This window comes from Corynebacterium sp. HMSC14B06 (genome assembly GCF_001807075.1).
Classification (GTDB): Bacteria; Actinomycetota; Actinomycetes; order Mycobacteriales; family Mycobacteriaceae; genus Corynebacterium; species Corynebacterium jeikeium_D.
Genome location: NZ_KV787370.1, coordinates 47,027 through 73,662, shown reverse-complemented (window position 1 = coordinate 73,662; position 26,636 = coordinate 47,027). Strand labels below are relative to the sequence as shown.

At 56.3% G+C, this 26,636-nt stretch carries 19 protein-coding genes; 12 read left to right on the top strand and 7 right to left on the bottom strand.

The features are described 5' to 3' along the window. The first annotated feature begins 68 nt into the window (after positions 1-68). Both HMPREF3130_RS04915 and HMPREF3130_RS04910 read left to right on the top strand, forming a co-directional pair. Positions 69-1,271, top strand: coding sequence for a PAC2 family protein (locus HMPREF3130_RS04915; protein WP_070429440.1), 1,203 nt, complete (start codon positions 69-71; stop codon positions 1,269-1,271). Positions 1,272-1,313: 42 nt separating this feature from the next. Then, positions 1,314-3,833: a DEAD/DEAH box helicase gene (locus HMPREF3130_RS04910; RefSeq protein WP_105563753.1), complete on the top strand. Its 2,520-nt coding sequence runs from the start codon at positions 1,314-1,316 to the stop codon at positions 3,831-3,833. Between the two features lie 78 nt (positions 3,834-3,911). Here HMPREF3130_RS04910 and HMPREF3130_RS04905 read toward each other — a convergent pair whose 3' ends face one another. Continuing rightward, entirely contained in the window at positions 3,912-4,844 is a 933-nt protein-coding gene (locus tag HMPREF3130_RS04905) for a hydrogen peroxide-inducible genes activator (RefSeq protein ID WP_016422638.1), read from the bottom strand. Between the two features lie 105 nt (positions 4,845-4,949). Between HMPREF3130_RS04905 and HMPREF3130_RS04900 the strand changes: the two genes are divergently transcribed. Together HMPREF3130_RS04900 and HMPREF3130_RS04895 are read left to right on the top strand one after the other, a co-directional pair. Then, a complete protein-coding gene (locus HMPREF3130_RS04900) occupies positions 4,950-5,546 on the top strand; it encodes a peroxiredoxin (RefSeq protein ID WP_016422637.1) in 597 nt (198 codons plus the stop codon). 5 nt (positions 5,547-5,551) lie between these two features. After that, positions 5,552-6,076, top strand: coding sequence for an alkylhydroperoxidase, AhpD family (locus HMPREF3130_RS04895; protein ID WP_016422636.1), 525 nt, complete (start codon positions 5,552-5,554; stop codon positions 6,074-6,076). Positions 6,077-6,203: 127 nt separating this feature from the next. Here HMPREF3130_RS04895 and HMPREF3130_RS04890 read toward each other — a convergent pair whose 3' ends face one another. Next, a complete protein-coding gene (locus HMPREF3130_RS04890) occupies positions 6,204-7,421 on the bottom strand; it encodes a hypothetical protein (RefSeq protein WP_016422635.1) in 1,218 nt (405 codons plus the stop codon). Between the two features lie 142 nt (positions 7,422-7,563). Continuing rightward, positions 7,564-9,651 (bottom strand): neutral/alkaline non-lysosomal ceramidase N-terminal domain-containing protein, encoded by a 2,088-nt coding sequence (locus HMPREF3130_RS04885; protein WP_256364866.1) that lies wholly within the window; start codon positions 9,649-9,651, stop codon positions 7,564-7,566. Positions 9,652-9,883: 232 nt separating this feature from the next. Between HMPREF3130_RS04885 and HMPREF3130_RS04875 the strand changes: the two genes are divergently transcribed. From HMPREF3130_RS04875 to hrpA, 3 genes are all read left to right on the top strand, one after another. Continuing rightward, on the top strand, positions 9,884-11,386 hold the full coding sequence (locus HMPREF3130_RS04875) for a DUF1846 domain-containing protein (RefSeq protein WP_070429437.1): 1,503 nt from the start codon (positions 9,884-9,886) through the stop codon (positions 11,384-11,386). 61 nt (positions 11,387-11,447) lie between these two features. Continuing rightward, positions 11,448-12,380, top strand: coding sequence for an oxygen-dependent tRNA uridine(34) hydroxylase TrhO (locus HMPREF3130_RS04870; RefSeq protein ID WP_016422632.1), 933 nt, complete (start codon positions 11,448-11,450; stop codon positions 12,378-12,380). A gap of 94 nt (positions 12,381-12,474) precedes the next feature. Beyond that, positions 12,475-16,494, top strand: coding sequence for an ATP-dependent RNA helicase HrpA (gene hrpA / locus HMPREF3130_RS04865; RefSeq protein ID WP_016422631.1), 4,020 nt, complete (start codon positions 12,475-12,477; stop codon positions 16,492-16,494). On the opposite strand, the gene nrdR is transcribed toward hrpA, so the two are convergent. Beyond that, positions 16,491-16,973, bottom strand: coding sequence for a transcriptional regulator NrdR (nrdR, locus tag HMPREF3130_RS04860; protein WP_042388651.1), 483 nt, complete (start codon positions 16,971-16,973; stop codon positions 16,491-16,493). The two genes, hrpA and nrdR, sit on opposite strands and share 4 nt — an antisense overlap. Before the next feature lie 865 nt (positions 16,974-17,838). On the opposite strand from nrdR, the gene lexA reads away from it, so the two are divergent. From lexA to HMPREF3130_RS04835, 5 genes are all read left to right on the top strand, one after another. Further along, positions 17,839-18,540: a transcriptional repressor LexA gene (lexA, locus tag HMPREF3130_RS04855; RefSeq protein ID WP_016422629.1), complete on the top strand. Its 702-nt coding sequence runs from the start codon at positions 17,839-17,841 to the stop codon at positions 18,538-18,540. A 93-nt stretch (positions 18,541-18,633) separates the two neighbouring features. Continuing rightward, positions 18,634-19,413 carry a DeoR/GlpR family DNA-binding transcription regulator gene (locus HMPREF3130_RS04850; RefSeq protein ID WP_016422628.1) on the top strand — a complete coding sequence of 260 codons (780 nt, stop codon included), beginning with the start codon at positions 18,634-18,636 and terminating at the stop codon, positions 19,411-19,413. 8 nt (positions 19,414-19,421) lie between these two features. Further along, positions 19,422-20,381: a 1-phosphofructokinase family hexose kinase gene (locus HMPREF3130_RS04845; protein WP_308813174.1), complete on the top strand. Its 960-nt coding sequence runs from the start codon at positions 19,422-19,424 to the stop codon at positions 20,379-20,381. A 35-nt stretch (positions 20,382-20,416) separates the two neighbouring features. Continuing rightward, a complete protein-coding gene (locus HMPREF3130_RS04840) occupies positions 20,417-22,576 on the top strand; it encodes a PTS fructose transporter subunit IIABC (protein ID WP_016422626.1) in 2,160 nt (719 codons plus the stop codon). Positions 22,577-22,716: 140 nt separating this feature from the next. Continuing rightward, entirely contained in the window at positions 22,717-22,989 is a 273-nt protein-coding gene (locus HMPREF3130_RS04835; RefSeq protein WP_016422625.1) for an HPr family phosphocarrier protein, read from the top strand. Positions 22,990-23,082: 93 nt separating this feature from the next. Here HMPREF3130_RS04835 and HMPREF3130_RS04830 read toward each other — a convergent pair whose 3' ends face one another. From HMPREF3130_RS04830 to HMPREF3130_RS11215, 3 genes are all read right to left on the bottom strand, one after another. Next, positions 23,083-24,426: a uracil-xanthine permease family protein gene (locus HMPREF3130_RS04830; protein WP_224433128.1), complete on the bottom strand. Its 1,344-nt coding sequence runs from the start codon at positions 24,424-24,426 to the stop codon at positions 23,083-23,085. A 116-nt stretch (positions 24,427-24,542) separates the two neighbouring features. Continuing rightward, complete coding sequence (gene hflX / locus HMPREF3130_RS04825) at positions 24,543-26,150, bottom strand: GTPase HflX (protein ID WP_016422623.1); 1,608 nt, start codon at positions 26,148-26,150, stop codon at positions 24,543-24,545. A gap of 75 nt (positions 26,151-26,225) precedes the next feature. After that, a complete protein-coding gene (locus tag HMPREF3130_RS11215; protein ID WP_016422622.1) occupies positions 26,226-26,543 on the bottom strand; it encodes a FeoC-like transcriptional regulator in 318 nt (105 codons plus the stop codon). Positions 26,544-26,636: the final 93 nt, after the last annotated feature.

The following is a 26,636-nucleotide window of genomic DNA, read 5'->3' as shown; positions in this document are numbered from 1 at the left end:
ATAATTTCTGCGGTATCGTGGTTGTTTACTTCAAATGACGAAAAATGTGATGCAGGAGGTAGTCGTACGTGAGTGATCCGACCGACAAGCCTCAGGGCAATATGTACGAGGTAGTTTTTCCGGTTCCTGACGTAACGGGAAACGAGGGCCATCTGACCCTGGTCATTGCACTTAGCGGTTATGCGGATGCCGGTAATGCCGTCTCGGAATCAGCTAGTTTCCTCTTGGATGCTCTCGAGCACCGTCCATTGGTGAACTTTTCTATCGACGAGCTGATTGATTATCGTTCTCGCCGTCCCTCTGTGACGATGAACCACGACCAGATTGTGGATGTATCCGATTTGAACCTGTCACTCAATGTGGTTCGCGACAACGTCGGTAAGCCGTTCTTGCTGCTTTCTGGCCCTGAGCCAGACATGCGGTGGGAGGCTTTCTCGACTGCCGTGGCAGATTTGGCGGAGCGCTACGATGTCGGTCGGACTGTGTCGCTGTACTCGGCGCCGATGACGGTTCCGCACACCCGACCGCTGGGCATCATCGCCCATGGCACAGATAAGCGGAAACTCGGTGATATGCATACCTGGGGAAACCGCGTCACAGTTCCGGGTGCTGCGAGCCTGAACATTGAGTACGAGCTCGCAAGCCGCGGTTGTGATGCCTTTGGTTTCACCGCACAGGTGCCACACTATGTCGCGGCCTCTGAGTATCCGCTGGCGTCACTGCGGCTGTTGCAGGAGGTAGCAAAACTAGCCAAGCTCGAGCTCCCGCTTGAGGCGTTGGAGAAGGAATCCGCGCGGGTGGCGGAGCTGCTCAATACGCAGACGAATGATTCCGGCGAGGTCTCTCAGCTGGTCAATCTTCTCGAGGAACAGTACGACCAGGAAGTTCAACGTCGTCAAGAGCTGGAGACTTCTCCCCTGCTTGGACCTAACGGCGAGATGCCTTCGGCCGACGAGATTGGCGCTGAGTTCGAAAGGTTCCTCGCTTCTCAACCGCTGCGCCCAGTAGAGGATTCTTCCTCGCTTGACGACGAGGCGGAGACCCCGGCCAGCTCGGATTCCTCGGCAACTACATCAGAGGACACTGACGCACACTCGGAAGAATCCGAGTCGGCCTCGGCGGATGATAGGTCTGCGGAGTTTTCTGCAGACGGCACTGCCGAACAGCCTGAGTCAGAACAGCCTCGGGAAGAGCAGGCGGAAAGCGAAGAATCCGGTGAACCGGAACAACCTCGCCGTCGGCGCGGCTGGAAGCCCTGGTTCCGCTTCTAATCCGGGGTTACCGCTAGGGTGGGAAGCGTGTCACTATCTGAAATGCTTCCCGACCTAGCTGAGGTTCCAGAGTCCCTTTTCGACGATGCGATTATGGACTCGTTCATTGCCTGGACCAGGGATCAGGGCATCACGCTCTACCCGGCCCAGGAGGAGGCCGCTATTGGTCTCGCTGGTGGCGACCACGTCATCCTTGCCACTCCGACAGGTTCGGGCAAGTCCATGGTGGCTATTGCTGCCCACTTCTGCGCCCTCGCTCGTGGCCAGCGCAGCTTTTACACAGCGCCTATTAAGGCCTTGGTCAGCGAGAAGTTCTTTGCCCTCTGCGAGGTCTTTGGCGCTGAGAACGTCGGTATGATGACCGGCGATGCCACCGTCAACGGTGGTGCACCCATCATCTGCGCAACTGCGGAAATTGTCGCCAATATCGCCCTGCGCGACGGGGCCGACGCCGATATTGACCAGGTGGTAATGGATGAATTCCACTTCTATGCGGATCCCGATCGCGGGTGGGCATGGCAAGTGCCCTTGCTCGAGCTTTCCCGTTGCCAATTCCTGTTGATGTCCGCCACTCTCGGCGATACTCAAAAGTTTGAGACGGATTTGAAGGAACGCACGGGACTCGACGTCAACCTCGTTACAGGTACGACGCGCCCGGTACCGCTGGATTTCCACTATGTCTACACACCAGTTCATGACACGCTGGCGGAGTTGCTGGAATCCGGCAAAGCCCCAATCTACATCGTCTTTTTCTCCCAGCGCCAAGCAGCTGAACAGGCTCAGGCACTGACCGGTCTGAAGCTGCTGACGAAGGAGGAGAAGGAGCGGATTCGCGAAGAGATTGGCGATTTCCGGTTTACCACGGCCTTTGGTCGAGTTCTTTCCAAGTTGGTGCGCCAGGGCATTGGCGTCCACCATGCGGGAATGCTGCCGAAGTACCGTCGTTTGGTTGAGCGTCTCTCTCAGACTGGTCTGCTGAAGGTCATCTGTGGCACGGATACCCTCGGCGTCGGCATTAACGTGCCTATTCGCACGGTGCTGATTACCGGTTTGGCCAAGTTCGATGGCCGTCGTAGCCGTATTCTCAAGTCACGCGAGTTCCACCAGATCGCTGGACGCGCCGGCCGTGCTGGCTACGACACCGAGGGCACCGTAGTTGTCGAAGCACCTGAACACGAAATCGAAAACGCCAAGCTGCGGCGCCGTGCCGGCCAGGATGAGGCCAAACTGAAGAAGTTGCGGCTGAAGTCCGTTCCCAAGGGCGAAGTGACATGGTCGGAGAAGACCTTCGACAAAATCGTTTCTCAGCCACCGGAGCCGCTGACCAGCCGCTTTGCAGTTACCAACGGTATGTTGCTCAACGTCATTGCACGTGGTGGCGATACCTACGAACACATGCGTCATCTGCTGCGCACCAATCACGACACCCGCCACCAGCAAAATGAGGCTATTCTGACCGCAATTGAGCTCTACCGCGGTTTGGTCAACGCGGGAATCGTCGTCATGCATGGCGAGGGCGATGACTGCCGCCCCGAGCTGACAATGGAGCTGCAGCGTGACTTCGCGCTCAATCAGCCGCTGTCGCCTTTCGCCATCGCCGCGCTCGAACTGTTGGATAAGGACAGCCCGAACTACGCACTCGATGTCATCAGTGTGTTTGAATCAATTCTGGAAGACCCTCGCCCACTGCTCATCGCGCAGCAGAAAAAGGCACGCGGTGAAGAGATCGCCGCGCTCAAGGCCGAAGGCGTTGATTACACCGAACGTATGAACATCGTCGAAGACATCACATGGCCGATGCCGCTTGCCGACGAGCTGGAGGGTGCATTCGACACCTATGCTCAAGGCCACCCGTGGGTGCGTGAGTTTTCGCTGTCGCCCAAGTCTGTGGTGCGCGAGATGGTGGAAAAGGCCATGACTTTCTCGGACGTGGTATCTGAGTATGGAATTGCCCGCTCCGAAGGTATTTTCTTGCGCTACCTCACCGATGCCTGGCGCACTTTGCGACATACTCTCCCACCGGAAGCCGCTAACGAGGAGCTCCGGGACATTGTGGAATGGCTCGGCGAGCTCGTTGTACAGGTGGATAACTCCTTGGTGGATGAATGGGCGCAGATGGCCGATCCGGACAAGCCATTGGACGAGGAAACTCTCAAGGAAGCGGCTTTTGGCACCGACGAGTCGCGGCCCCTTACGGGCAACGAACGCGCATTCACCCGTATGGTGCGCAATCTCATGTTCCGCCACGTGCAGCTCTTTGCCTTTGAAAAGGAGGAGGAGCTGGCCGACCTGGACAACTACCTCGACGACGCACCGGATTGGCCTGCCGCGATGGATGACTACTTCGATGAATACGATGACCTAGGCATCGATGCAAAGGCTCGCGGTGGCGATATGATTTCGATTGACCGCCAGGCTGGTGAGGGCTTGTGGCACGTGATTCAGATACTCGATGATCCCGAGGGCGACCACGGTTGGCGCTTTGAAGCGGATATTGACTTGGCTGCATCTGATGAATACGGCGAGGTCAGGTTGGCATCGCTGCGAATTATTCAGGGATAGACGCGAAAAACCGGGCTGGAACTGCCAGCCCGGTTTTTGCTTATTTCGTACGCTACTGCGGCATGCGCCAAGAGAGCTTTAGGCAACAGCGTCTATGTATGCTTGCCGTACCAGTTCGGCAATTCGATTGAACTCGCCGCCGCGTACCGATGATGCGCGGTGAACCAGCCCAATGGTGCGTCCCGGCCGTGCCGGACCTTCGAATCGCGCAACAGCCAGGCCGGGTCGGTCGGCCTCAATCTTGACAGCCGATTCCGGTACAAGCGACTGCCCCAACCCACCGGCAACACACTGCACGACGGTCGATAGAGAAGCCGCCCGTGTTTCCAAGCCGGAGGTCTCGCCGTGAACAGCATCGACCTTGCGACAAATATCCAACACCTGGTCACGCAGGCAATGACCGTCGTCAAGCAGGAGCAAGTCCAAGTCCCTGATCGCCTCAAGCTTTACGTCTTCTTTACCGGCCAGCGGATGATCCTCTGGCACGACGATGTAGAACTCCTCGTCGTAGAGGTAAATCTCTTCAAAGGAAGGCACATCAGACGGCAGTGCCATGATCGCTGCATCAATGGTGCCGGAGCGAAGTGATTCGATGAGACGCTCGGTCGGCTCTTCGACGATCCTAGGCTTTAGATCTGGCAGCTCGTCACGAACCAACTGGAGGAAGTTGGGCAGCACGTATGGAGCAACCGTAGGGATAACACCAATGGATAGTGGTCCGGACAAATCATCTGTACGGCCAGAGGCGCGAGCAACGATCTCGTCAACAATTTCAGATGCTTGGCGGGCATATGGAATCAGACCGCGACCGAGTGGCGTCACCAGCACTCGGCGAGTCGAACGCTCTACAAGCTGCACCCCCAGTCCCTGCTCAAGGGTAGAAAGCGCTTGTGACAGGCTGGGCTGTGAAATGCCGAGGCGGGCAGCGGCTTGACCGAAGTGACCGGTATCGGCAATCGCGACAAAGGCACGTAACTGAGGCAAAGTAGGCCGATAATCTCTATTACGCATACCTATAAGCCTACACGAGCTTATTAACTTTTTCCTCTTGACGGTTCGGGGATCCATAGGCATAATGGTGTGTGACCCCAAAAGGAATACATTCAGGAGGATTCCATGGCAATTTTGACTGTTGGCGACAAGTTCCCCGAGTTTTCTCTGACCGCTCTGAAGGGCGGCAACCTGCGTGATGCAAACGCTTCTTCTCCGGATGACTACTTCGAGCAGGTAACCAATGAGTCCTACGAGGGTAAGTGGAAGGTCGTCTTCTTCTACCCGAAGGACTTCACCTTTGTCTGCCCGACTGAGATTGCTGCATTCGGCAAGCTGAACGAGGAATTCGAGGACCGCGACACCGTTATTCTCGGTGGCTCTGGCGACAACGAGTTCTCCCACTTCAACTGGCGTGCAACTCACGAGGAACTGCTGGACATCCCGTTCCCGATGTTCTCCGACATCCGTCATGACCTGATGCGTGCACTCGGCGTCGAGAACGCTGACGGTGTTGCAGACCGCGCAACCTTCATCATTGACCCGGACGGCATCATTCAGTTCGTCTCCGTTACCCCGGACGCTGTCGGTCGTAACGTTGACGAGGTTCTGCGTGTTCTCGACGCTCTTCAGTCTGAAGAGGTCTGCGCATGTAACTGGCAGAAGAATGACCCGACCAAGAACATCGACAAGATGGACGTTCTGAAGCAGGAGCTGAAGTAACTCATATGAGCATCGATAACCTTCGTTCCGGTCTACCGGAGTACGCCAAGGACATGAAGCTGAACCTTGGCACTCTCACCCGTTCTACGGAACTTTCCGAGCAGCAGCTGTGGGGTACCCTGCTTGCATCCGCTGCTGCCACCCGCAACGAGACCGTTTTCTCCGAGATCGCCGAGGAAGCCAAGGAGCACCTGTCTGACGAGGCTTTCGAGTCTGCACTTGGTGCGGCCACCGTTATGGGCATGAACAACGTTGCTTACCGCACTCGCCACATGCTCGGTGATGACTACGCACAGGTCAAGTTCGGCCTGCGCATGAACATCATCTCCAATCCGGGTGTCGAGAAGGAAGACTTCGAGCTGTGGTCTCTGGCAGTTTCTGCCATCAACGGCTGTGAAGCTTGCGTGACTTCTCACGCAAAGGTCGTCCGCGATGCTGGTCTGACCAAGGAGCAGGTCTGGGAAGCTGTGAAGATTGCAGGCACCGTCTCTGGTGTTGCACAGGCTGTCTTCGCTGAGGCTACCCGCTAAATATTCAGAGCTTAGGTTCGGCTTTTGATAGCCGAACGCTCCCCCGCAGGATTACCTGCTGACGAAATAGCGCCCGAGGAACCAATTTTTATCGGTTCCTTGGGCGCTTTTTCTTGTACGTTTTTGGCTACTGCTGTGGCGGGTAATAACCCGGATTCTCCTGGGCTTCATTAACTACTCGACGGCCACCGATGAGCTGACGGTAGATATGTACTTGCACGAGGAGAGCAAGCGGGACTGTGTACAACATACCGATATAGAAGAGCATTGCACCTGCGGAAGAAACAATTGACGTCAGAATGAATGCAACGAGCATCGTCCAATACTGAGGCTTCACCAAGCGCCATGCGACGACCGGAGCCTCAAGTGCTGTTGCTCGACCATCAAAAACAAGAAGCGGCATAGTCGCTGTGATTGGCATGATGAAGATGGACAGCACAAGTACCAACAGGTAGCCGATGGGAATCATCGCAGCTGCAGCTTCACTGCCGTTGGCAGACAGCGATACTCCAGCGATGAAGAGCACCATCCCCGGAAGCATGGCGAGCAGCCCCACCAGGAACGTGACAATGTAGGCACCGATAAGAGATCCCCACCGGTTTACACGGAAGAAAGTACCGTAGCTCGGCACTCGGCCGTCGACAGCTTCGAATGCACCGCGCAGCATAAATGCCTGCATCGCGAACATGCCCACGGCAAATAGGAGTGCCATCGCGCCGAGAGTCGCGAACATTGACCCTAGATCCTCAAACGGAACATCGCCTGGATAGTTCGGCTCAAAGTCCGGATCGAAGTCACCAGTCGCAAAGAGAATTGCCGCTGCGCCAACAATCAGTGCGACTAGTACGGCGAAGAACGTCAGCATGATGCCAAGCCAGGAAGCAAAATTGCTGTTTAGACTACGAAACGCCGCGGAAAAGGCACTTCCAATGTCGACCTTCGTCGGCCCCTGTGCCACAGGCTTCACCGGCGGCTCATCGCCACCTGGCATGTTGACTCCGGGAGCAAGTGCACCGGCTGCAGAAGCCCCGCTGGACTGGTGCTGCCAGTAGCTCGAGTCCGCACCATAGGGTTGCCCGCCGTAACTATCGCGCGACTCGCCAGTTCCATAAGAAGGAATTTCGCCATAAGCCTGTTCACGGCCGTAAGTCTGATTCCACTGTGGCGAATCCTCTGGTCCACGCGGGCCATGTTGTGCGTCCGAATCGAACCCGTAAGGGTTGTAGTCCTGCGAACCATTGTTGGGAAAACCGTGACTCTGGGAGTCATAGTTATTGGACTCATTGTCCCGGCTGCCGTCACCGTAAGAATCGTTGTTGCTATATGGATCGTTTGAGGTATTCATGAAGCAAATTGCTCCTGCCAAATTGACGGATACATACAAATAACGCGCACAACGGACTATACGTGAGACAAGCCCTTGATGAGTTTTTAAAGGCCGAAGTATAAGTCACATTGTGCGCATGGACGTATTTAATTGGACGTTCTTACACGAGCTCCACCGCGGCGACTCCCTCGAACTCGTTCAGCGAATCACCGGCACCCAACGCGCTACCACGCACGATGATGTCATACTTGCCCGGCGCGACTCCTCCGGTCTCCCAAGTGACCTTGGCGGTGGTGTAATTACCGTCCTTGGCAAATTCAATGACAGTTGCCTGGTCCCAGTCGTCAGAAACGATCTCACCGCGGTCATTCTTGATGAGTAGGTAGCCGTCTTCCAGTCGCAAGTCGTTATTCGGATTTGCCGCGACGAATTGGGCAACGGCCTGCTGCCCTACCGTGACGCTTGCAGTCGATTCGAGCACGTCACCAAAATTCTTGCCCATTGGTACGGAATCGATAGTCTTTCCTCCTGCTGGCGACGGCGGGATGATGCCAGTGAGATCACCTGCAGCACTGCCCGGGTCGACAGCCATGCCGTCGGCAAGCGCGTGGGCGAGATCGTGATAGATGGAGATCATCGCACTGAGCGTGTACTTGCCGAAAGCCGTTGCGCCGCCCTCGTAATCCTGCTGATCGTATTCCTCTGGGGTAGTGACGTAGTGCCCATAGCTGTTGGTGTAGCCCTGGCAGATGACAGTGTCGATTGGAACGCCGAGGACTTCAGCGACGTGCTGACGCATGCGGTAACCCGACATCGTGGTGGGTTCAAGGCCGTTGGTAATCAAGGTGAAGCCACCGATGCGGGTGATGGAGAACATGTGGGTCTGCTGGAGAAGACCATCGATGTAGCCCACTGGCAGCAGGCATTCTTTCTCGCCCTGAATCTCCCCGATATTCTTCGGGAGTACGACGTTATTGAGCTGACGTACCCACGGTGTGCCTCCACGCTGGCCCTCGTTGAAACCTAGGGCTGGTTCGCCGCCGCCGTCCTCCTGGCTACTGGCTGCGAAGGCCGCACCGAGGATTGCAGGTCCAGTGCGGTGTGGCTGGCCGTCGGGCGTGAATTGGCCGTTGATGTCGACATCGCCGAGGTTGACCCACTTGTGGACGGTGGAGATTCCGCCTCCTGGCAGTGCAATGGTCTGGCCTTGGGTAGCGTCAATCTGACGCTGACCGAGAATGCGGGCGGACTCTGCTTCGTCTCCGTTGCCTGGGCCCGAATTTGGCACGAGCCCCATGTTCGGGCTGATGTCACCCGGGCACGACATGGTGAATGCGGCAACAAAGGGGGCATCGGCCGGCTCACGGTGGGTAACTCCGCGGTCGACCTCAACCTTCCATGCCGCATAGCCTTTGTTGTCGCCGTCGATGATGGTGTGCTCGGGGCCGAAGGTGGTCGGATGAATTCCGTACCAGTTAATGAATCCGACTTCGCGACCACCGCGACTCACGTGCAGTGTATGGCTTTCCGGGTTGACTCCGTCGGGGAAAAGACGCTGTTCTTCCTCGGGGTTACGCCTGAATGCCTCCAGGGAGCGGTTAACACCCGCATCCTTGGCAATCCCCTTGGTCAGGTGGATAGTCGACGGCTGGTAATCAGCGTGTGCACGTTCAATAGCCTTGACCACACCGACGACCACAGCTTCGAAAGTGACGGGACGGAAACCGAGAGTAGTCAGGTCGACCATGAGATGGCCCGATGTACCACCCGGCGCAACATGCGTGTGAGATGCACAGATAAGCACATTGCCCTCGTGGTAGAGGTCTCCGAAGAGAGCTCGCAGTCGCCGCAAAACTTCCATCTGGATGGACTGGAACATGAGCCCCATATCTGCGGTGACGTGGACGACACGGTTGTCGTTGTCATCACCGAAGATGAATGCACGCGCCATCTGGCGAAGACGCAGACCCGAGGTGGTCTGGTCCATGACCGCATACCCGTTCATGCCAGCGCCGAGTGGCTCGCCTGTCATGTCAGCCATTCCTCGACCGACATTCAAATTCGTGGTCGAATTCCCCGCGGCGGCAGAAGCCCCGTTTGCAGGAGCGGCGTTTGCCTTTGATGCACCATTTACGGCAGGCATCATACTCGCAGCTGACACGGCAGTTGCTCCGACGAGGAAGCCTCGCCTGCCCACTTGGTACGGGGCGCGTGCGGTTGGTTCTGCCGAATTCGACGATGATGCCATCTGGGGATCGAGCATGTCACATCCTCTTCATATTTCTTTTTGGATATCAATATGTTGGACTTTAATCAGACAATCCCCTACGCGTGGCCTAATAAGCCAAAGTTCCCAAAATTCCCCCCGCGACAGCAGTAACCGATACGACATTCGCAAGGCGGTATCACTACCATGGACACAGTAGAATTTCGCAAGCTTTAGCGCGCTCCCCCGCAGACACAACTTCAGAAAGGGCACCATGGCTCAGGCTGTCGGTTTTAACCGCGAAAAGTACATCGAAATGCAATCCGCTCATATTAAGAAGCGGCGCGCAGACATCGCAGGTGAAGGCGGCAAACTCTATCTCGAAATGGGCGGCAAGCTATTTGATGACATGCATGCCTCGCGCGTGCTCCCCGGCTTCACGCCTGACAATAAAATCGCTATGCTCGATCGCCTCAAAGACGATCTGGAAATCATGGTGTGCATCAATGCCAAGGATTTGGAGCGCCACAAGGTCCGCGCTGACCTCGACATCACTTACGAAGACGATGTGCTGCGCCTCGTCGATGTCTTTCGGGAACGCGGGTTTCTAGTCGACAGCGTCGTCGTCACGCAGCTTTCCGACGACAACACCCTGGCAAAGAACTTCATTGAGCGCCTGCAGCGACTCGGATTGAGCGTAATCCGCCATCGCAATATCGAGGGCTACCCAACAAACACCGAGAAAATCGTCAGTGAAGCCGGCTTCGGACTGAATGAATGGGCGCAAACGACGCGGGACTTGGTCGTTGTCACAGCGCCGGGCCCGGGCTCCGGAAAGCTGGCGACCTGTCTATCGCAGGTTTACCACGATCACAAACACGGAATTCGTTCCGGTTACGCAAAGTTTGAGACTTTCCCTATCTGGAACCTGGCACTCGAACACCCGGTAAATCTGGCCTACGAGGCGGCAACGGCTGATCTCGATGACATCAATCTCATCGACCCTTTTCATTTGGCCGCCTATGACACCAAGGTCACCAGCTATAACCGTGATGTCGAGGTCTTCCCACTGCTGCGCACTCTGTTGGAGAAGCTCGCGGGCGAGTCACCGTACAAGTCACCGACCGACATGGGCGTCAATATGGCCGGTTACTGTATCGACGATGACGAAGTGTGCCGAGAGGCATCCAACCAGGAAATCGTTCGCCGTTACTACAAGGCTCTTGTCGACGAACACAAGAACAGCGCAGACGACGAAGTCTCGCAGCGCATTGCCATGATTATGAGCAAGGCCAACGTGTCGACAGCCGCCCGCAGAGTCGTCGCACCAGCGCTTGAAGTTGAGAAATCTACCGGGGCGCCGGGCAGCGCAATCGAATTGCACGATGGCACAATCATCACGGGCAAGACTTCTGAACTACTCGGATGCTCAGCAGCAATGCTCCTCAACGCTCTCAAGAAGCTCGCCAATATCGACCCGGACTTGCACTTGCTCTCCCCAGCTGCCATTGAGCCAATTCAAACGCTTAAGACGCATCACCTGGGCAGCCGCAACCCCCGCTTGCATACCGACGAGGTTCTTATCGCCCTTTCCGTGTCTGCGGCCACCAGCGACGACGCCCGCGCAGCCCTCGCCGAGCTGAAGAACCTTCGAAACTGCGATGTCCACACCACCACCATTCTGGGCAGCGTGGACGAAACAATTTTCCGCAACCTCGGTGTGCTAGTGACTTCGGAGCCTAAGTACCAGAAGAAGGCTCTCTATCAGAAGCACTAAGCCATACCAGCAGCTCACGCCGAAAATAGGATAACTGAGAGAGCAGACTAGAATAGTCCCCGTGAGCATCAGCAAGATTCTTCTGTACTACCAGTTCGCCCCACTGTCCGATCCGCGTGCCATCATGCTATGGCAGCGCGACCTTTGCGAGTCGTTAGGGCTCAAGGGCCGCATTCTGGTGTCCGAGCACGGCATCAATGGCACCGTCGGCGGTGATCTCGATGCCTGCAAGAAGTACATCAAGAAAACCAAGCAGTACCCCGCTTTTCACTCCATGCAGTTCAAGTGGAGCGAAGGCGGCGCTGATGACTTTCCAAAACTCTCCGTCAGGGTTCGCGACGAAATCGTCGCTTTCGGTGCTCCGGGTGAGCTGAAAGTCGATGTCGATGGTGTCATTGGCGGCGGCACACATTTGAAGCCGGAAGAGGTCAATAAACTGGTCGAGGAACGCGGCGACGATGTCATCTTCTTCGATGGCCGCAACGCAATGGAAGCCGAGATTGGCAAGTTTAAAAACGCTGTCGTCCCGGACGTAAAGACCACGCACGACTTCATCGACGAACTGGAATCCGGTAAGTACGACTGGATGAAGGACAAGCCGGTTATCTCCTACTGCACCGGCGGCATCCGCTGCGAGATCCTCTCCGCACTTATGAAGAACCGCGGTTTCGAAGAGGTCTACCAAATCGACGGCGGTATTGTGCGCTACGGCGAAAAGTTTGGCAATAAGGGGCTATGGGAAGGCTCCCTATATGTCTTCGACAAGCGCATGCATATGGAGTTTGGCGATGGCATCGAAGACGAGGACTACGTACAGCTCGGGCACTGCGTCCACTGCGGCAAGCCCACAAACACCTTCCAGAACTGCATCAACGAAGATACCTGCCGTCGTCAGGTGCTTATTTGCGATGATTGCTGGGAGCACACCGAGACACAGCACTGTGGGCGCGAGGACTGCAAGGAAGTTGCCGAAGAGCTAGCAGCCGCAAAGTAGGACGCTCCCTGCTGCCATCGGACTATCTCGAGCACCTCTTAATCAGCACAGATGTGGGTTGTCTCCCCAGACGCGGCTAATCTAGTAGGCAACCATGAGTACTCCTAGCCGTTCTGATAAACCAGCTCCACGTGCCCAGTCGGGAAACCACCACTCCGGCCACCGCAATTCCGCCAGGCCACAGCGCTCTGGCAAACCTGCTAAGGACACGCGTAAAAAGGAGCTCTACCAGCTCGCTGATCAATTGCCGATTCGGGAGGCTCAGTCCTTCCGACGCCGGCTAAAGCGAGCATCCGCGCCGAAGGCGCTGTCTGCAATCTCTGCAGACCTCGACTTTGCGCTGGAGCGGTTAGAAGATCGTCGTAAAGCGATTCCTCGCATCACCTACCCTGCCCAGTTGCCGGTGTCCGCGCGCCGCGACGACATTGCAGAGGCAATTGAAAACAACCAGGTCGTCATTATTGCTGGTGAGACTGGCTCTGGTAAGACTACGCAGATCCCGAAGATATGCCTCGAACTGGGACGCGGCGTGCGGGGCAAGATTGGTCACACTCAGCCACGTCGTATTGCGGCGCGTTCCGTCGCGGAGCGCATCGCTCATGAGCTGGGCGAAAAGATTGGACAGCACGTCGGCTATGCAGTGCGTTTTGATGATCGCGTGAGCAAGGATACCTGCATCAAACTGATGACCGACGGTATCCTGCTGGCCGAAATTGGCCGCGACCGACTGCTACGCGAGTACGACACCATCATCATCGATGAGGCGCACGAGCGCAGCCTCAACATCGACTTCCTGCTGGGATATTTAAAGCATATTCTGCCGCAGCGTCCAGATCTGAAAATCATTATCACTTCCGCGACGATTGATCCGGAACGGTTCGCTCGTCATTTCGCGCCTGACGACGAGCACCCTGCGCCCATCATCGAGGTGTCGGGGCGCACCTACCCGGTGGAAATCCGCTATCGCCCGCTGGTGCGGACCGTTGTTGCGAAGAATGGGCAGGAAAAGGAAGTCGCCATCGAGCAGATCGATGGTGTAATCGCTGCGTGTGAAGAGCTGATGCGGCTTGGCGACGGCGATATCCTGGTGTTCTTTTCGGGTGAGCGAGAGATCCGAGAAGCTGCCGAAGCCATCGAGGGCAAACACTGGAAAGGTGTAGAAGCCGTTCCACTATTCGGTCGGCTATCTAATGCAGAGCAGCATCGGATCTTCACTCCGCATTCCGGGCGTCGCATTGTGCTGGCGACCAACATTGCGGAAACGTCGCTGACGGTCCCTGGTATCGAGTATGTCGTCGATACTGGTACCGCACGCATTTCCCGCTACTCCACCCGCACGAAGGTGCAGCGCCTGCCAGTTGAGGACATCAGCCAGGCATCCGCGAATCAGCGCTCTGGACGCTGTGGCCGTGTAGCTGATGGTGTGGCGATTCGTCTCTACAGCGAAGAGGATTTTCTCTCGCGCCCCGAGTTTACGGATCCGGAGATTCTGCGCACCAATCTCGCTTCGGTTGTACTGCAAATGATTTCACTGCGGCTTGGCGCGATTGAGGACTTCCCCTTTGTCCAGCCACCAGAGCACAAAGCAATCCGCGATGGCATTAACCTGCTCACAGAGCTTCAGGCTATTACCACCACGTCGGGGTCTGATGCCCCCGAGCTGACGGACATCGGCCGACAAATTGCCCGTATCCCAGTCGACCCGCGTCTTGCCCGCATGCTGGTCGAAGGGTACGAGAACACCACTCTTGGGGCGGTAACCGTCATTGTCGCCGCTTTGTCTCTGCAGGATGTTCGCGAACGTCCACTGGAGTTCCAAGCTCAGGCAGATCAGCTACATGCCCGTTTTAAGGACACCACCAGCGACTTCAACTCCCTACTGAAGCTCTGGGAGTACCTGGAGGAAAAGCGTCGCGAGCTTAGCGGTAACCAATTCCGCAAGATGTGCAAGCGCGAGTACCTCCACTATCTGCGCGTTCGCGAGTGGCAGGACTTGGTGCGTCAGCTCCACCAGGCAACGGCCGAGCTGGGCTGGCATCTTTCGGCCCGCAGCTCAACCAACGGTGTCGACAATCCCGACGAGGTGGCAAAGTCACTGTTACCGGGTCTGTTATCGATGATTGGTACGCGCGAGGGCGAGGGCAAGGAATTTACTGGCACCCGCAACACTAAGTTCCTCATTCACCCCTCGTCCGCGTTGGCAAAGAAGCCGCCTCGCTGGGTGATGGCTGCGGAAATCGTCGAGACCTCGCGCACTTTTGCGCGCAACGTCGGCACGATTCAGCCGCAGTGGCTAGAGAAGGTAGCCCCTCATCTGCTCAAGCACCAGTACTCAAAGCCTCACTGGTCTACTAAGCGCGGTGCAGCGATGGCTTACCAGAAGTCGACGCTCTACGGCGTGCCCGTGGTGGTTGACCGTTTGATGCCTTATCACCGAGTCAATGCCGACGCCGCCCGCTCGATCTTCATTCGCTCTGCGCTTGTCGACGGCGAATGGAACACACATCACGAGTTCTTTAAGAACAATCAAGACAAACTTGCCGAAGCCGAGAAGATCGAGGAAAAGCAGCGTTCCCGCGGCATTGTCGTCGATGACGACGTGCTCTACGCGTTCTACGACTCCAAGCTGCCCGCCTCTATCACCACGGCCACCAATTTTGACCGCTGGTGGAAGAAAACTAAGCCCAAGCAGCCAAATCTACTGGACTTTGATCCCAATAAGCTGCTCAACCCCGAAGCCGGCGACATCGACGACAACGCCTTCCCCGAAATGTGGCAGCAGGGCTCGGTCGATTTCTCTCTGTCCTATAAATTCGAACCGGGCGCCCCTGATGACGGTGTGACTCTCCGTGTCCCCGTGCCTCTTCTTGCAGGTCTGCGTGAAGATGGCTTCGACTGGCAGGTACCAGGTCTTCGCGCTGAGCTCGCGGAAGCCTACATTCGCACTCTGCCGAAGGCACTGCGGAAGTCCGTTGTCCCCGCCCCGGATTTCGCACGCCGCGCGCTGGAGACGATGACTCCGTACTCAGGCCGCTTCGTCGATGTTTTTGCCGATGCTTTACGACGACTCGGAGGCTCGGGCATCAATGGTGCAGACTTTGCCCCTTCGAAGCTGCCAGCACACTTGCGCTTTAACTACGCAGTGGTCGACCGCCATGGAAAGATCGTCGATCAGAGCCGAGATCTTGCTGCGCTTCGAGACAAGCATGCCTCGACGGTCTCAACTGCTGTGTCGAAACGTTCGAAGTCTGCAGCACGCGAAGCTGTGAAAAAGTGGACTTCAGAGAACTTGGGCGCCGTCTCATTAACGGTCAAAAGTAATGTCGACGGTCAGTCCGTCACGATGTATCCGACGCTGGTGACCACCAAGGATGGCGTGGCCATTGAGGTCAAACCAACTAAGGCTCAGGCTGAGGCGACGTTGGCGACCACAAACTTGACAATGCTATTGCGGGATTGCCCAGTAAATGGTGCACAAATGACTAAGGGGCTTCCACTCCAGCAACGTGTTGGCGTGGACGCATGGCCACATGGGGGCGCCGATGGGCTTGTCGAGGACTGCCGTGTCGCAGTGATTCGCGACCGTATGATGGCTGCCGGCGGCCCGGTCCGCGATCCGAAGGAATTCGACAAACTACTCGAACACGTTCGTTCTGGAGTCGCCTCAGAGGTGCGCCAATTGGTCGTCGGCGTTGCCCAGGCAATGCCTCGTTATGTCTCGGTGGTAAATCAGCTAAACAAGTGGGAAGGCGATGCTATTGACGATATGCGTCGCCAGCTGGAGTTCATGTTCCCTAAGGGCGCTGTGGCAAGGCACGGTTGGCAGCACCTACGACATTTGCCACGTTATCTCCAAGCGATGGAGATTCGGCTTGAGGAAATGAACCGTGACCCGGACCGTGATGCCGAACGTGAAGATGAGGTGACTGAGGCCCGCGAATACTTGGCGGCAAAGCTTCAGCAGCTGCCTAAGGCACGTTCGAATTCCGCGGAGGTACGGGATATTCAGTGGCTCATTCAAGAGCTGCGCGTCAGCCTTTTCGCACAACGGCTGGGTACCGCCCAGAGCGTATCCCTGACTCGAATAAAGAAACGTGTGGATAAACTGCGTTAGTTCTTTTTAACCTCGTTGCCATTAGCCTGCGGTCCTTTCCCCTTGCGCATGCTGGCAATCTCTTGCGCGAAATCGTCCGCGGAGGAAAAGGACTTGTACACCGAAGCGAAGCGGAGATAGCCAACTTCGTCCAGTTCTTTGAGCGGCTCAAGGATGGCAAGGCCGATATCGTTTGAGTCCACCCGGGGCGTGCCTTTCTCGCGGAGGCTCTCCTCCACTTTTTGTGCAAGTTTCTTCAGCTGAGACTCTGATACTTCGCGCCCCTGGCACGCACGTCGAACACCCTGGATAACCTTTTCGCGGTTGAATTCCTCAGGGATTCCATCCCGTTTAACGACCATCAGCTGCGAGCGTTCAATCGTAGAAAAACGTTTGCCGCAATTCAGGCATTCCCTTCGGCGACGAATCCCCATACCGTTATCTATCAACCGTGAGTCCAAGACTCGTGTCTGATCATGATGACAAAACTGGCAATACACGGTCTCCAGTCTACGTCCCACCCCAACACCGGAAACTGGAATGATTATTGCGCGGAGTAGGAAGCGTACGTAGACGTAAAGGTGCTTTCGACCGCCTCACTTTGTCCCTGTTCAAAGACCATGCTGCCGAAAACTCCGAAGAAAGCACCAAGCCCTAGAGCCCATACCGCCATCAGGCGAGTCAGGTTAGTGCCTGCGGATACATCACTACGATTGGACTGCTGCGCCCTGCTAACGGATAGAGACGGACGCCCGTAGTTGACCGAGACATGACTGGGCCGCGACCTGTCCCTCCGCATTCGCGCCGATGAAGCCCCATTTCGATTGCGCTGTGCAATACGTGCACGCTGACCGGGCCGAACGATGTGCTGTGTGCAAGACGCACTACGTTCACCCCACACCAACGGGGCTTTCCGTGTCGTCCGAGCAGGGAGCTCGGAAACTTGAGAAAAGTCAATATCAGATGTGCTGCTAACACCAAGTGCGGTTGAAACCGTAGACATCATGTTTTCTCCCTTTCCAACGTTGACTCTCCCACCGTTGCCGGCCTGGAGAGAATAAGAGTTGTACGACCGTTTCCCGACGCTGTGGAGACTATGTCCAAGGGCGGATGCGGAGAATCCGTCTAGACCCTTTCATCAAACGACTGTTCGAGTAACTTGTCATGTTCGATTTATAACACCATGTTCGAATATTGTCTACTGCTATCCGGATTTATTTTCGATTTTCGACATCATCACCGCCTCCGAGCACGGATAATGTACACGTTTTCTAAAGAATTCAAGGGCGCACAGTGTTCGATGCTCGACGATTCGAACAGTTTTGAGTTATGATTCATTCGAAAGAGTTTGAGAAGGGATGTTCCATGGCTCAAAAGAAGAAAGCGAACCCTAAAACACTCACCGATCGGCAGCGTCGGATTCTTGACGTCATTTCGGATGCCGTCGTACTTCGCGGATACCCACCGAGCATTCGAGAAATTGGGGATGCTGTGGGCTTGAATTCCACCTCGTCGGTGGCATACCAACTCAAGGAGTTGGAGAAGAAGGGCTTTCTCCGCCGCGACCCACACAAACCCCGCGCGGTAAACGTAAGGGATTCGAAGTCCTCCGCTGGCACTTTCACTCCGGTAAAGCCTGGGCCAAAGGCTACTGGCACCACCCAAACTCCCGAGATGCCAGAGGACATGCCAGAGCCAATCTTCGTTCCTATCGTTGGACAGATTGCGGCTGGCAACCCTATTTTGGCGGAGCAGCATGTGGAAAGTCACATGGCACTTCCGATGGAGATTACGGGCTCTGGTCAGCTATACCTACTCAAGGTCGTGGGTGATTCCATGGTTGACGCGGGCATTCTCGACGGAGACTGGGTGGTAGTCCGTTCCCAAGACGTGGTCGAACAGGGAGATTTCGTTGCAGCCCTGTTTGAAGATGAAGCAACAGTCAAGGAATGGCACGAAGACGCTGCTGGCAAGTGGCTCATGCCCCATAATCGCGCCTTTGACCCACTCCCCGCGGAGCACGCCAAAATCCTCGGCAAGATTGTCAGCGTCCTACGCAGCCTCTAATTTCCCACATTTTCGTTGCCCGAAACAGACATAAACGGGCATACTGGGAACAGATAGTAAAGCTGAAATTTCTTAACAGCTAAGGAGCGGGGAATGTACGCAGAGGAACGCCGCCGGAAGATTGCGTCTTTGACAGCAGTCGAAGGGCGCGTGACGGTCGCTGATCTTGCGGAAGCTTTCGATGTCACAGCAGAGACGATTCGCCGTGACCTAGCTCAGTTGGATGCAGAGGGCGCAGTTCACCGCGTACACGGTGGCGCTGTGGCTACTCGTTCTTTTCAGACTGTTGAGTTTTCAGTTGCCGCTCGAAAGAACGCGCAAAAGGACGCGAAGCTCTCTATTGCCCGCTGTGCTGCGGATTTTCTGCCTGACTCTGGTGGTGGAATTTTTCTCGATGCTGGAACTACCACCGAGGCTCTTGCAGAGCTGATGGTCCACTCCCCTGATAACCGCCGTTGGTCGGTTGTCACAAACTCTCTTCCCAACGCCATCACACTCGCAGGATCGAACCGCATTGAGCTTCAACTCCTTGGCGGCCAAGTTCGCGTCATTACTCAGGCGGTTGCTGGCGATACGGCACTCCGCACTCTCGCGGTTATGCGTGCCGATGTCGCTTTCATTGGTTCTAATGCCTTGACAATTGACCACGGTCTTTCTACTGCTGATCCGCAGGAAGCGGCGGTAAAGCGCGCGATGATTACGAATGCGCGCAAGGTCATCGTTATGGCGGACTCGACGAAACTTGGCCGCGACTTTCTCGTCAGCTTTGCAGCATTGGAAGATATCGACGTCGTGATTACAGATTCCTCTGCCCCGGAACAGTTCGTCAACGATCTCAGGGAGCAAGGTGTCGAGGTTGTGGTTGCTTCATGATCCTGACCTTGACTGTAAATCCGTCAATCGATCGACTTGCTCGACTCGATACGGAGCTCAAGCGAGGTGGCGTGTTCCGCCTACCAATGGCTGAGGACATGGCTGGTGGCAAGGGAATTAATGTGTCCAAGGCGTTGCACTACGCCGGAGAAAAGACGCTCGCGCTCTACCCGGCATCGGACTCCGGAAAATTCACGCGCCTGTTGGAAGTCTCTGGCATACCCCATGAAGCCATCAACACGACTAACGAAGCCCGCGTTAATCTCACACTCGCAGAGCCAGATGGGACGACCACCAAGCTCAATTCCCCTGGCATGACATTGACGAAAGCGCACCGTAGGCGTGTCCTGGAGAAACTTATCCACCATGCTAAACACGCCACGTGGGTAGTTTTCGCAGGTTCATTGCCCCCTGGTGTCCCCAGGGATTTTTACGTTCAATGCACCGAGGCGGTGTATTCGGTCAACCCGAATATTCGTGTTGCTATGGATACGAGCGACGGCCCACTGACTGAGGTCGTTCGCGCATTTCCAAAGGTGCGACCTTTTTTGATGAAGCCGAACGCCTACGAACTTGGTCAAATCATTGATCAGGACGGCGAAGAACTTGAGGCCGCTGCAGCCGAAGGGAACTATCTTCCCGTAGCGCAGGCTGCTCGTGCGCTGAACGAGCTTGGCGTTTCCGAAGTCCTGGCCACTCTCGGCGAAGCAGGGGCGGTGCTTTCAGTGAAGTCAGGCGGTTGTTTCGCTGCTACCTCCCCCTCGATAGTCGCTCAGTCGACGGTCGGTGCTGGAGACTGTGCTTTGGCCGGCTACGTTATGTCCCGCGAACGCGGTGATAGCTACCAAGATGCACTAACCACCGCCGTAGCTTATGGGGCGGCGGCAACCAGTCTTCCCGGTACGACCATCCCCTATCCAGAACAGGTTCACCCCGAGGCCGGCCGGTTATGGCAGCTCGACACTTAGCTTTTCGATGCCTAGATAAGGAGCATTAGAAAACCATGTCTTCTTCGGCAGATTTTTCCGCTATTGCATCAGACCTAGCCGATGAGTCGACAGTGTTCCTTGACCTAGATATCGGTCCGCAAAAGGAGAAGATCCTTAACTATCTCATCGCTAAAGCTGTAGAGACCGGCCGCGCCACCGACAGCAACGGCATCGTCGCAGCAGCCCTCGAACGCGAAGAGAAGGCCCCGACAGGTCTGTCGGGAGGGATAGCCATCCCCCACTGCCGCCATGAGGACTGGTCGAAGCCGACCCTGATGTTTGCCCGCTTAACCAGCGCTACAGAATTCACCACACCAGATGGGCCGGCGGACCTGCTCTTTTTCATTGGTGTCCCATCTAGTAACAGCGATGTCCACGTCGATATTCTGGCCGCACTCGCAAAAGCACTTCGCGATAAGGGGTTTCGCGCAGCTCTTCGCGGTGCTGAAAGCGATGAAGAGACTGCCCGGATCATTAGCGAGCACGTCACCAAAGCGCCTCGTCGGAAAGCGAAAAAACCTCCGGCGAAGACCAATATCGTCGCCATCACGGCCTGCCCCACGGGCATCGCACACACTTATTTGGCAGCCGAAGCGCTTACTGGCGCGGCAGAAAGCATGTCTGATGTCACACTAACTGTAGAGACGCAGGGCTCGGCAGGAACCCAGGAAGCCCCCGCAGAGGCAATTGCCCGGGCCGACGTGCTAGTAATCGCAGCCGATATTGGGGTTACGGGGCTTAAGCGCTTCAGCGATAAACCACAGGTCAAAGTGCCAATTCGTAAGGCAGTCAATGAACCTACTGCGGTTATTGAACAAGCGAAGGCAAAAGCAGAACAATCACGGGTTCGCGCCTACGACCGAAAGGCGCCGCAACCTAAGGATGACCACGACAAGGAGGCCGGTCCGCAAACCGGTACTACCGGCGCGGACCCTTCATCTGAGAGGGTACAAGCAACTACCAAGGTGGGGGCACATAAATCATCCTTAGGCGGTGACAAAGCCTTCGGACACTGGGTTCGTGATGCCATTATGACCGGTGTCAGCTATATGGTGCCGTTCGTGGCCGCATCGGGGTTGTTGATTGCGCTGGGATTCCTCGTCGGCGGTCATCAGGTTGGTGTAGTAGCTGACGCCGTGACTAGGGATTTGCGGCTGCCGGAGATTATCGGACTCGATGCCCCGATTGCTGTGCCGACAAAAGATCTCGGCACCGTGCTAATTGATCGTAGTGGGCTGTGGCTGTATCTCGGCTCGGCGCTTTTTGCCATTGGCAACCACGGCATGCAGGTCATTGTGGCTGTAATGAGTGCTTATATCGCCTTTGGCATGGCTGGCAGAGCCGGCATTGCACCAGGCTTTATTGGCGGTGCCATCGCGGTCACGGTTGGCGCCGGCTTCCTTGGGGGCCTGGTGACAGGCATCCTGGCGGGACTAGTTGTAGCCCTACTGTTGAGGATGAAAGTCCCGGACTGGCTGCGACCGCTGATGCCGGTTGTCGTGATTCCTATGCTCGGAGCTATGGCCGTTGGGCTCACCATGTACCTGCTGCTCGGGATGCCGCTGGCTTGGCTGATGACGGCTCTGCAGCAGTGGCTGCAATCACTGGATACGACGGCGGCGTTCCTGTTCGGTGGTCTTCTCGGCGCAATGATGTGCGTGGATATGGGCGGAATGATCAACAAGGCTGCTTATCTTTTTGCCGTCGCAAACATCGCCTCAGCAGATCCCGCATCATGGAAGGTCATGGCCGCTGTGATGGCGGCGGGCATGGTACCTCCATTGGCTACATCTCTGGCAGTTGTGCTCCGACCAAAGCTGTTCAGTTCGGCGGAGCGTCAAAACGGCAAAGCGGGCTGGGTGCTCGGTGCGGCCTTCATTTCAGAGGGAGTAATTCCCTTCGCCGCCGCAGATCCGCTACGTGTGATTCCGCCGATTGTGATTGGCGGTGCCGTCACCGGTGGCACCTCAATGGCTTTGGGTGCGGCCACACGTGTTCCGCACGGAGGTATTTTTGTGCTGTTTGCAATCGACAACCCTGTCGCATGGCTTACTGCAATCGTCTTGGGCAGCATAGTGGCAGCAATTCTCGTTGTGGCAGCTAAAAGCCTGTGGCCGCGGCAAGTCAGCACCGATAATCAAAACCTAGAAGCGGACGTTTCAGCGGAAGCGTAGTTTTTACCGCACCGGCTGGTTTATCCCAACGAGCATTTCTACGATTTTCAGCAAACATTCCCCAACCCATCCGGGCAACCTATTAAGCTCAGAAATGGCATCGAGGAAATCGAGAAGCAGAAAGGCAGGATGCCGCTCGCATGGTTACTCAACATGTCCACGTCGGCTCCAAGGTGGGTATTCATGCCCGCCCTGCAACGGTCATCGCTGAGCGTGCCTCCCGTTTTCAGGAAGAAATTCTGGTCGAGCTCCTTGACTCAGACGAGCCCGACAACGAACCGGCCGATGCTTCATCCTCGTTGATGCTCATGGCACTCGGTGCCGAATTCGGCGATGAAGTCACTGTGACCAGTAGCAACGCGGTTGCGGTAGAGAAAATCGCCGAACTCATCGCCCAAGATCTGAGCGATTAAAAAGCAAAAGAGCTTAACGACGAAACATCGTGGCAACGGTCACGTGGTTCCGTCGTTAAGCATTCGTGCGAGATTCTGCCCTGGACGGGTGGCCTACGAGCGGTTCTCGCCGATGCGGTTGTAGAGCCAGTTCAAAATTGGATAGCCGATAATAATGCCGACCGACCCCCAAGCAATGCCCTCCAGCGTCAGCGAACCAATGTCGAGGGTGAGGTTGCCGATACCCGCGATCAGCGCGGTAGCGGCAGCGGTGAGATTAACCGGGTTGTTGAAGTCGACCTTTTCGTCCATCCAGATGCGCACACCGAGCAAACCGATTAGGCCGTAGAGCACCATCGTTGCCCCACCGAGCACGCCGGTAGGAATGGTCAAGATGAGTGCGCCGAACTTTGGAATGAAAGCCAGTGCAATGGCGGTGAAAGCTGCCACCCAGTAAGCTGCGGTCGAATAGACACGGGTAGCGGCCATAACACCGATATTTTCAGCGTAGGTAGTGGTACCAGAACCACCAGCTGAACCGGCGATGGTGGTGGCTAGACCGTCTGCAATAAGAGCATCGCCAGCGATGTCATCGAGGTTTCGGCCGGTCATGGCAGCAACAGCCTTGACGTGACCGACATTCTCTGCGATGAGTACTACGATGACGGGCAGACCAATCAGCATCGCATTGAAGTGGAACTCCGGCGCGTGGAATGCGGGCAGACCGATCCAGGCGGCATTGCCGACAGTTTCTGTAGCCTCGGGCGAGAGATTTCCAGTGGCAGCGGCGAAGACCCAGCCGATTAGTACGCCGATAAGGACACCCAGACGGCTGACCATACCGCGGCCAGCGACGGTTGCGAAGACAATGGATGCCATCGTGACAAATGCGACCAACGGCTGAGTGGCGAAGTTCTCCGTGGCGGCAGGCGCCAGGTTAAGTCCGATGAGAGCGACGATGGCACCGGTTACTGCAGGTGGCATCACTGCATCGAGGACACGCTTGCCGGCGAACTTTACAACGCAGCCAACGAGCATGAGCGCGATGCCGGCGCAGAGCACGACACCGAGCTGAACACCAATACCCTGCGCCTGTGTCGCGGTCAGTGGTGCGATGAAGGCAAACGACGAGCCCAGGTAAGAGGGCAAGCGGTTTCGGGTGATTAGCAGGAAGACAATCGTGCCGATACCCGAGAACAGCAGTGTGGTATTGACTGGGAAACCAGTCAATAGCGGCACCAGAAGAGTTGCACCAAACATGGCAATGACGTGCTGTGCGCCAATGCCAATTGTACGAGGCCAATCGAGGCGTTCGTTGGGAGCCACCACGGCTCCCGGTGCAATCTTTCGACCGTCACCGTGAATATCCCAACCGAAAAGACGGCCACGTTCGGCGTTTTCAGCAGGCGGATTTGCGGAGGTTCCCTGTTGGGTCTCCGCGTCAGAAGTAGAATTCATGGTTGTAATGCTAGTGGATGCCCACCGCAGATCACGCCACGGATACAGCATTAAACCCAGGACTGCCGGAGCTCTTTGTCGCTCTCCCTATTCCAACTCCGCTCGCCCTATTCCGACTAGCCGTCGTTGCTACTATCCTCATTCGCGTCGGCCGAGAAGTCAGTATTCTCTGCAGGTTCGATGTGGTATGCCGACAGTTCATCCGCGAGGCTAGTGGGCAAACGCACATCCATCTGGGTGCCTTGCTCTGTCCATGTCTCCGACAGCACGGTCGCATCTTCGTGGAGCATGGAGACAATATTGCCCTTGTCATAGGGGATCAACATGTGGACGTGAGACTCCAGCTCATTGAGTGCAAGCTCGAGTCGGGTCTCCAGTTCACCGATCCCCTCACCCGTTCGCGCAGAGACAAAGACCGCATCATCGAGCTGGTGGCGCAGTTGCGCCAGAGTGATGCCATCGGCCTTGTCCACCTTGTTGACTACCAACAGCTCGGGCGGAATCTCGGCCTTTTCTTCCTCCGCGATTTCGTTGATGACTTTGTTGACAGCCTTAATCTGCTCCAGCGGGAATGGGTCAGAGGAGTCTACGACGTGCATGATGACGTCGGCTTCGAGCACCTCTTCCAAGGTCGAGCGAAAAGCTTCAATGAGCTGCGTCGGCAAGTGGCGAACAAATCCGACCGTATCGGTCATAATCACCGTGCGACCGTCGCGAAGCTTGGTGCGACGAGTCGTCGGGTCCAGCGTGGCAAACAGCGCATCTTCCACCAGCACACCGGCACCTGTCAGTGCGTTGAGCAACGAAGACTTACCCGCGTTGGTGTAGCCGACAATTGCCACGCGCGGCAGGTGTCCAGCCTTACGACGTGCGCGCTTGATCTCACGCGCAGTCTTCATGCCAGCCAATTCCTTGCGAATCCGCGCCATATCTTGGCGTAGCCGCTGACGATCGGTTTCGATCTTAGTTTCACCCGGACCACGCAGACCCACGCCGCCGTTGGAGCCCGCGCGACCACCAGCCTGACGCGATAGGTTGCCACCCCAGCCGCGCAGACGCGTGTACAGGTACTGCATCTGCGCCAGCGAGACCTGCGCCTTGCCCTCCTTGGACTTCGCGTGCTGAGCAAAGATATCCAGAATCAGCATGGTGCGGTCAATAACCTTGGCGTCAAGGCGATCCTCCAGCGCCACCAATTGGCCGGGAGACAGCTCACCGTCGCAAATAACTGTATCTGCGCCGGTAGAGGCGACAATATCGCGAAGCTCGTTGAGCTTGCCGGATCCCACGTAAGTACCAGGGTCCGGCTTATCACGACGCTGCAGCACCATCTCTAAAACTTCCGAACCTGCAGTCTCTGCCAGTGCGGCGAGCTCCTCCATCGCCACTTCGGCTTCCTGAAGGGTCCCGGATGTCCAGACACCGAGCAACACAACGCGCTCCAGTCGGAGCTGACGGTACTCGACCATCACCTCTTCGGATTCAGTATGTGCTACTGACCTGGTCAGCCGGCGCAGAGAGGAACGCGCCTCCAGATCCAAATCACCGACGGTAGGTTCCCTTTGCGTGCCGACGTCCGTTGCGAACGCATCCCCGGAGGCACTATCGGCGTTTTCGCCAGCATCGTTAGCGTCGATGAAAAAATCGTCCATCTCGTGCGAGGTGCGAGCTTGCTGCGACGTTTCGTCGCTGACCTCATCAAAGTTGTTGGAAAAATTCGTCATACTAGCTGCTATTGTCGCATGACAAGCCAAATTCTCCGCATTGTGTGCGGAGAATACCGAGCCGAAGCTCAAGACTTAGGCTGCAGAAGGTGGCCTGCGTGTCAGAACCAGTGCGACCGGACCACTCTTAGAACTACCACCAGTACACGTACCGCTGTCGGACATTCCGCAGTTGGAACAACCTCCGCCTGGGCACATGCCACCGAGGGATTCCCGGCGCAGTTGGCCGGTGTGTTCCATGCGGTCAAGGATGAGGTCTACCGTTGCTCGCTGCAATCCGGTGATTTCGCAAATCTTGCGTCGGGAGCTAATGCCCTGCGCAATTGCATCCTGAACGGCTTCTGAAGGCCGACGAGTAACCGTCGTATTCTTCCTGGCTCTAAAGAGTCCCACGGCGATAGCTCCTTTCCGTGTCGCGATTCTTGTTGGATCTGATTTCTAGTTCGCAAGTGTGACTTAGTAGCTTTGCCGAAGCTACTAGGAATC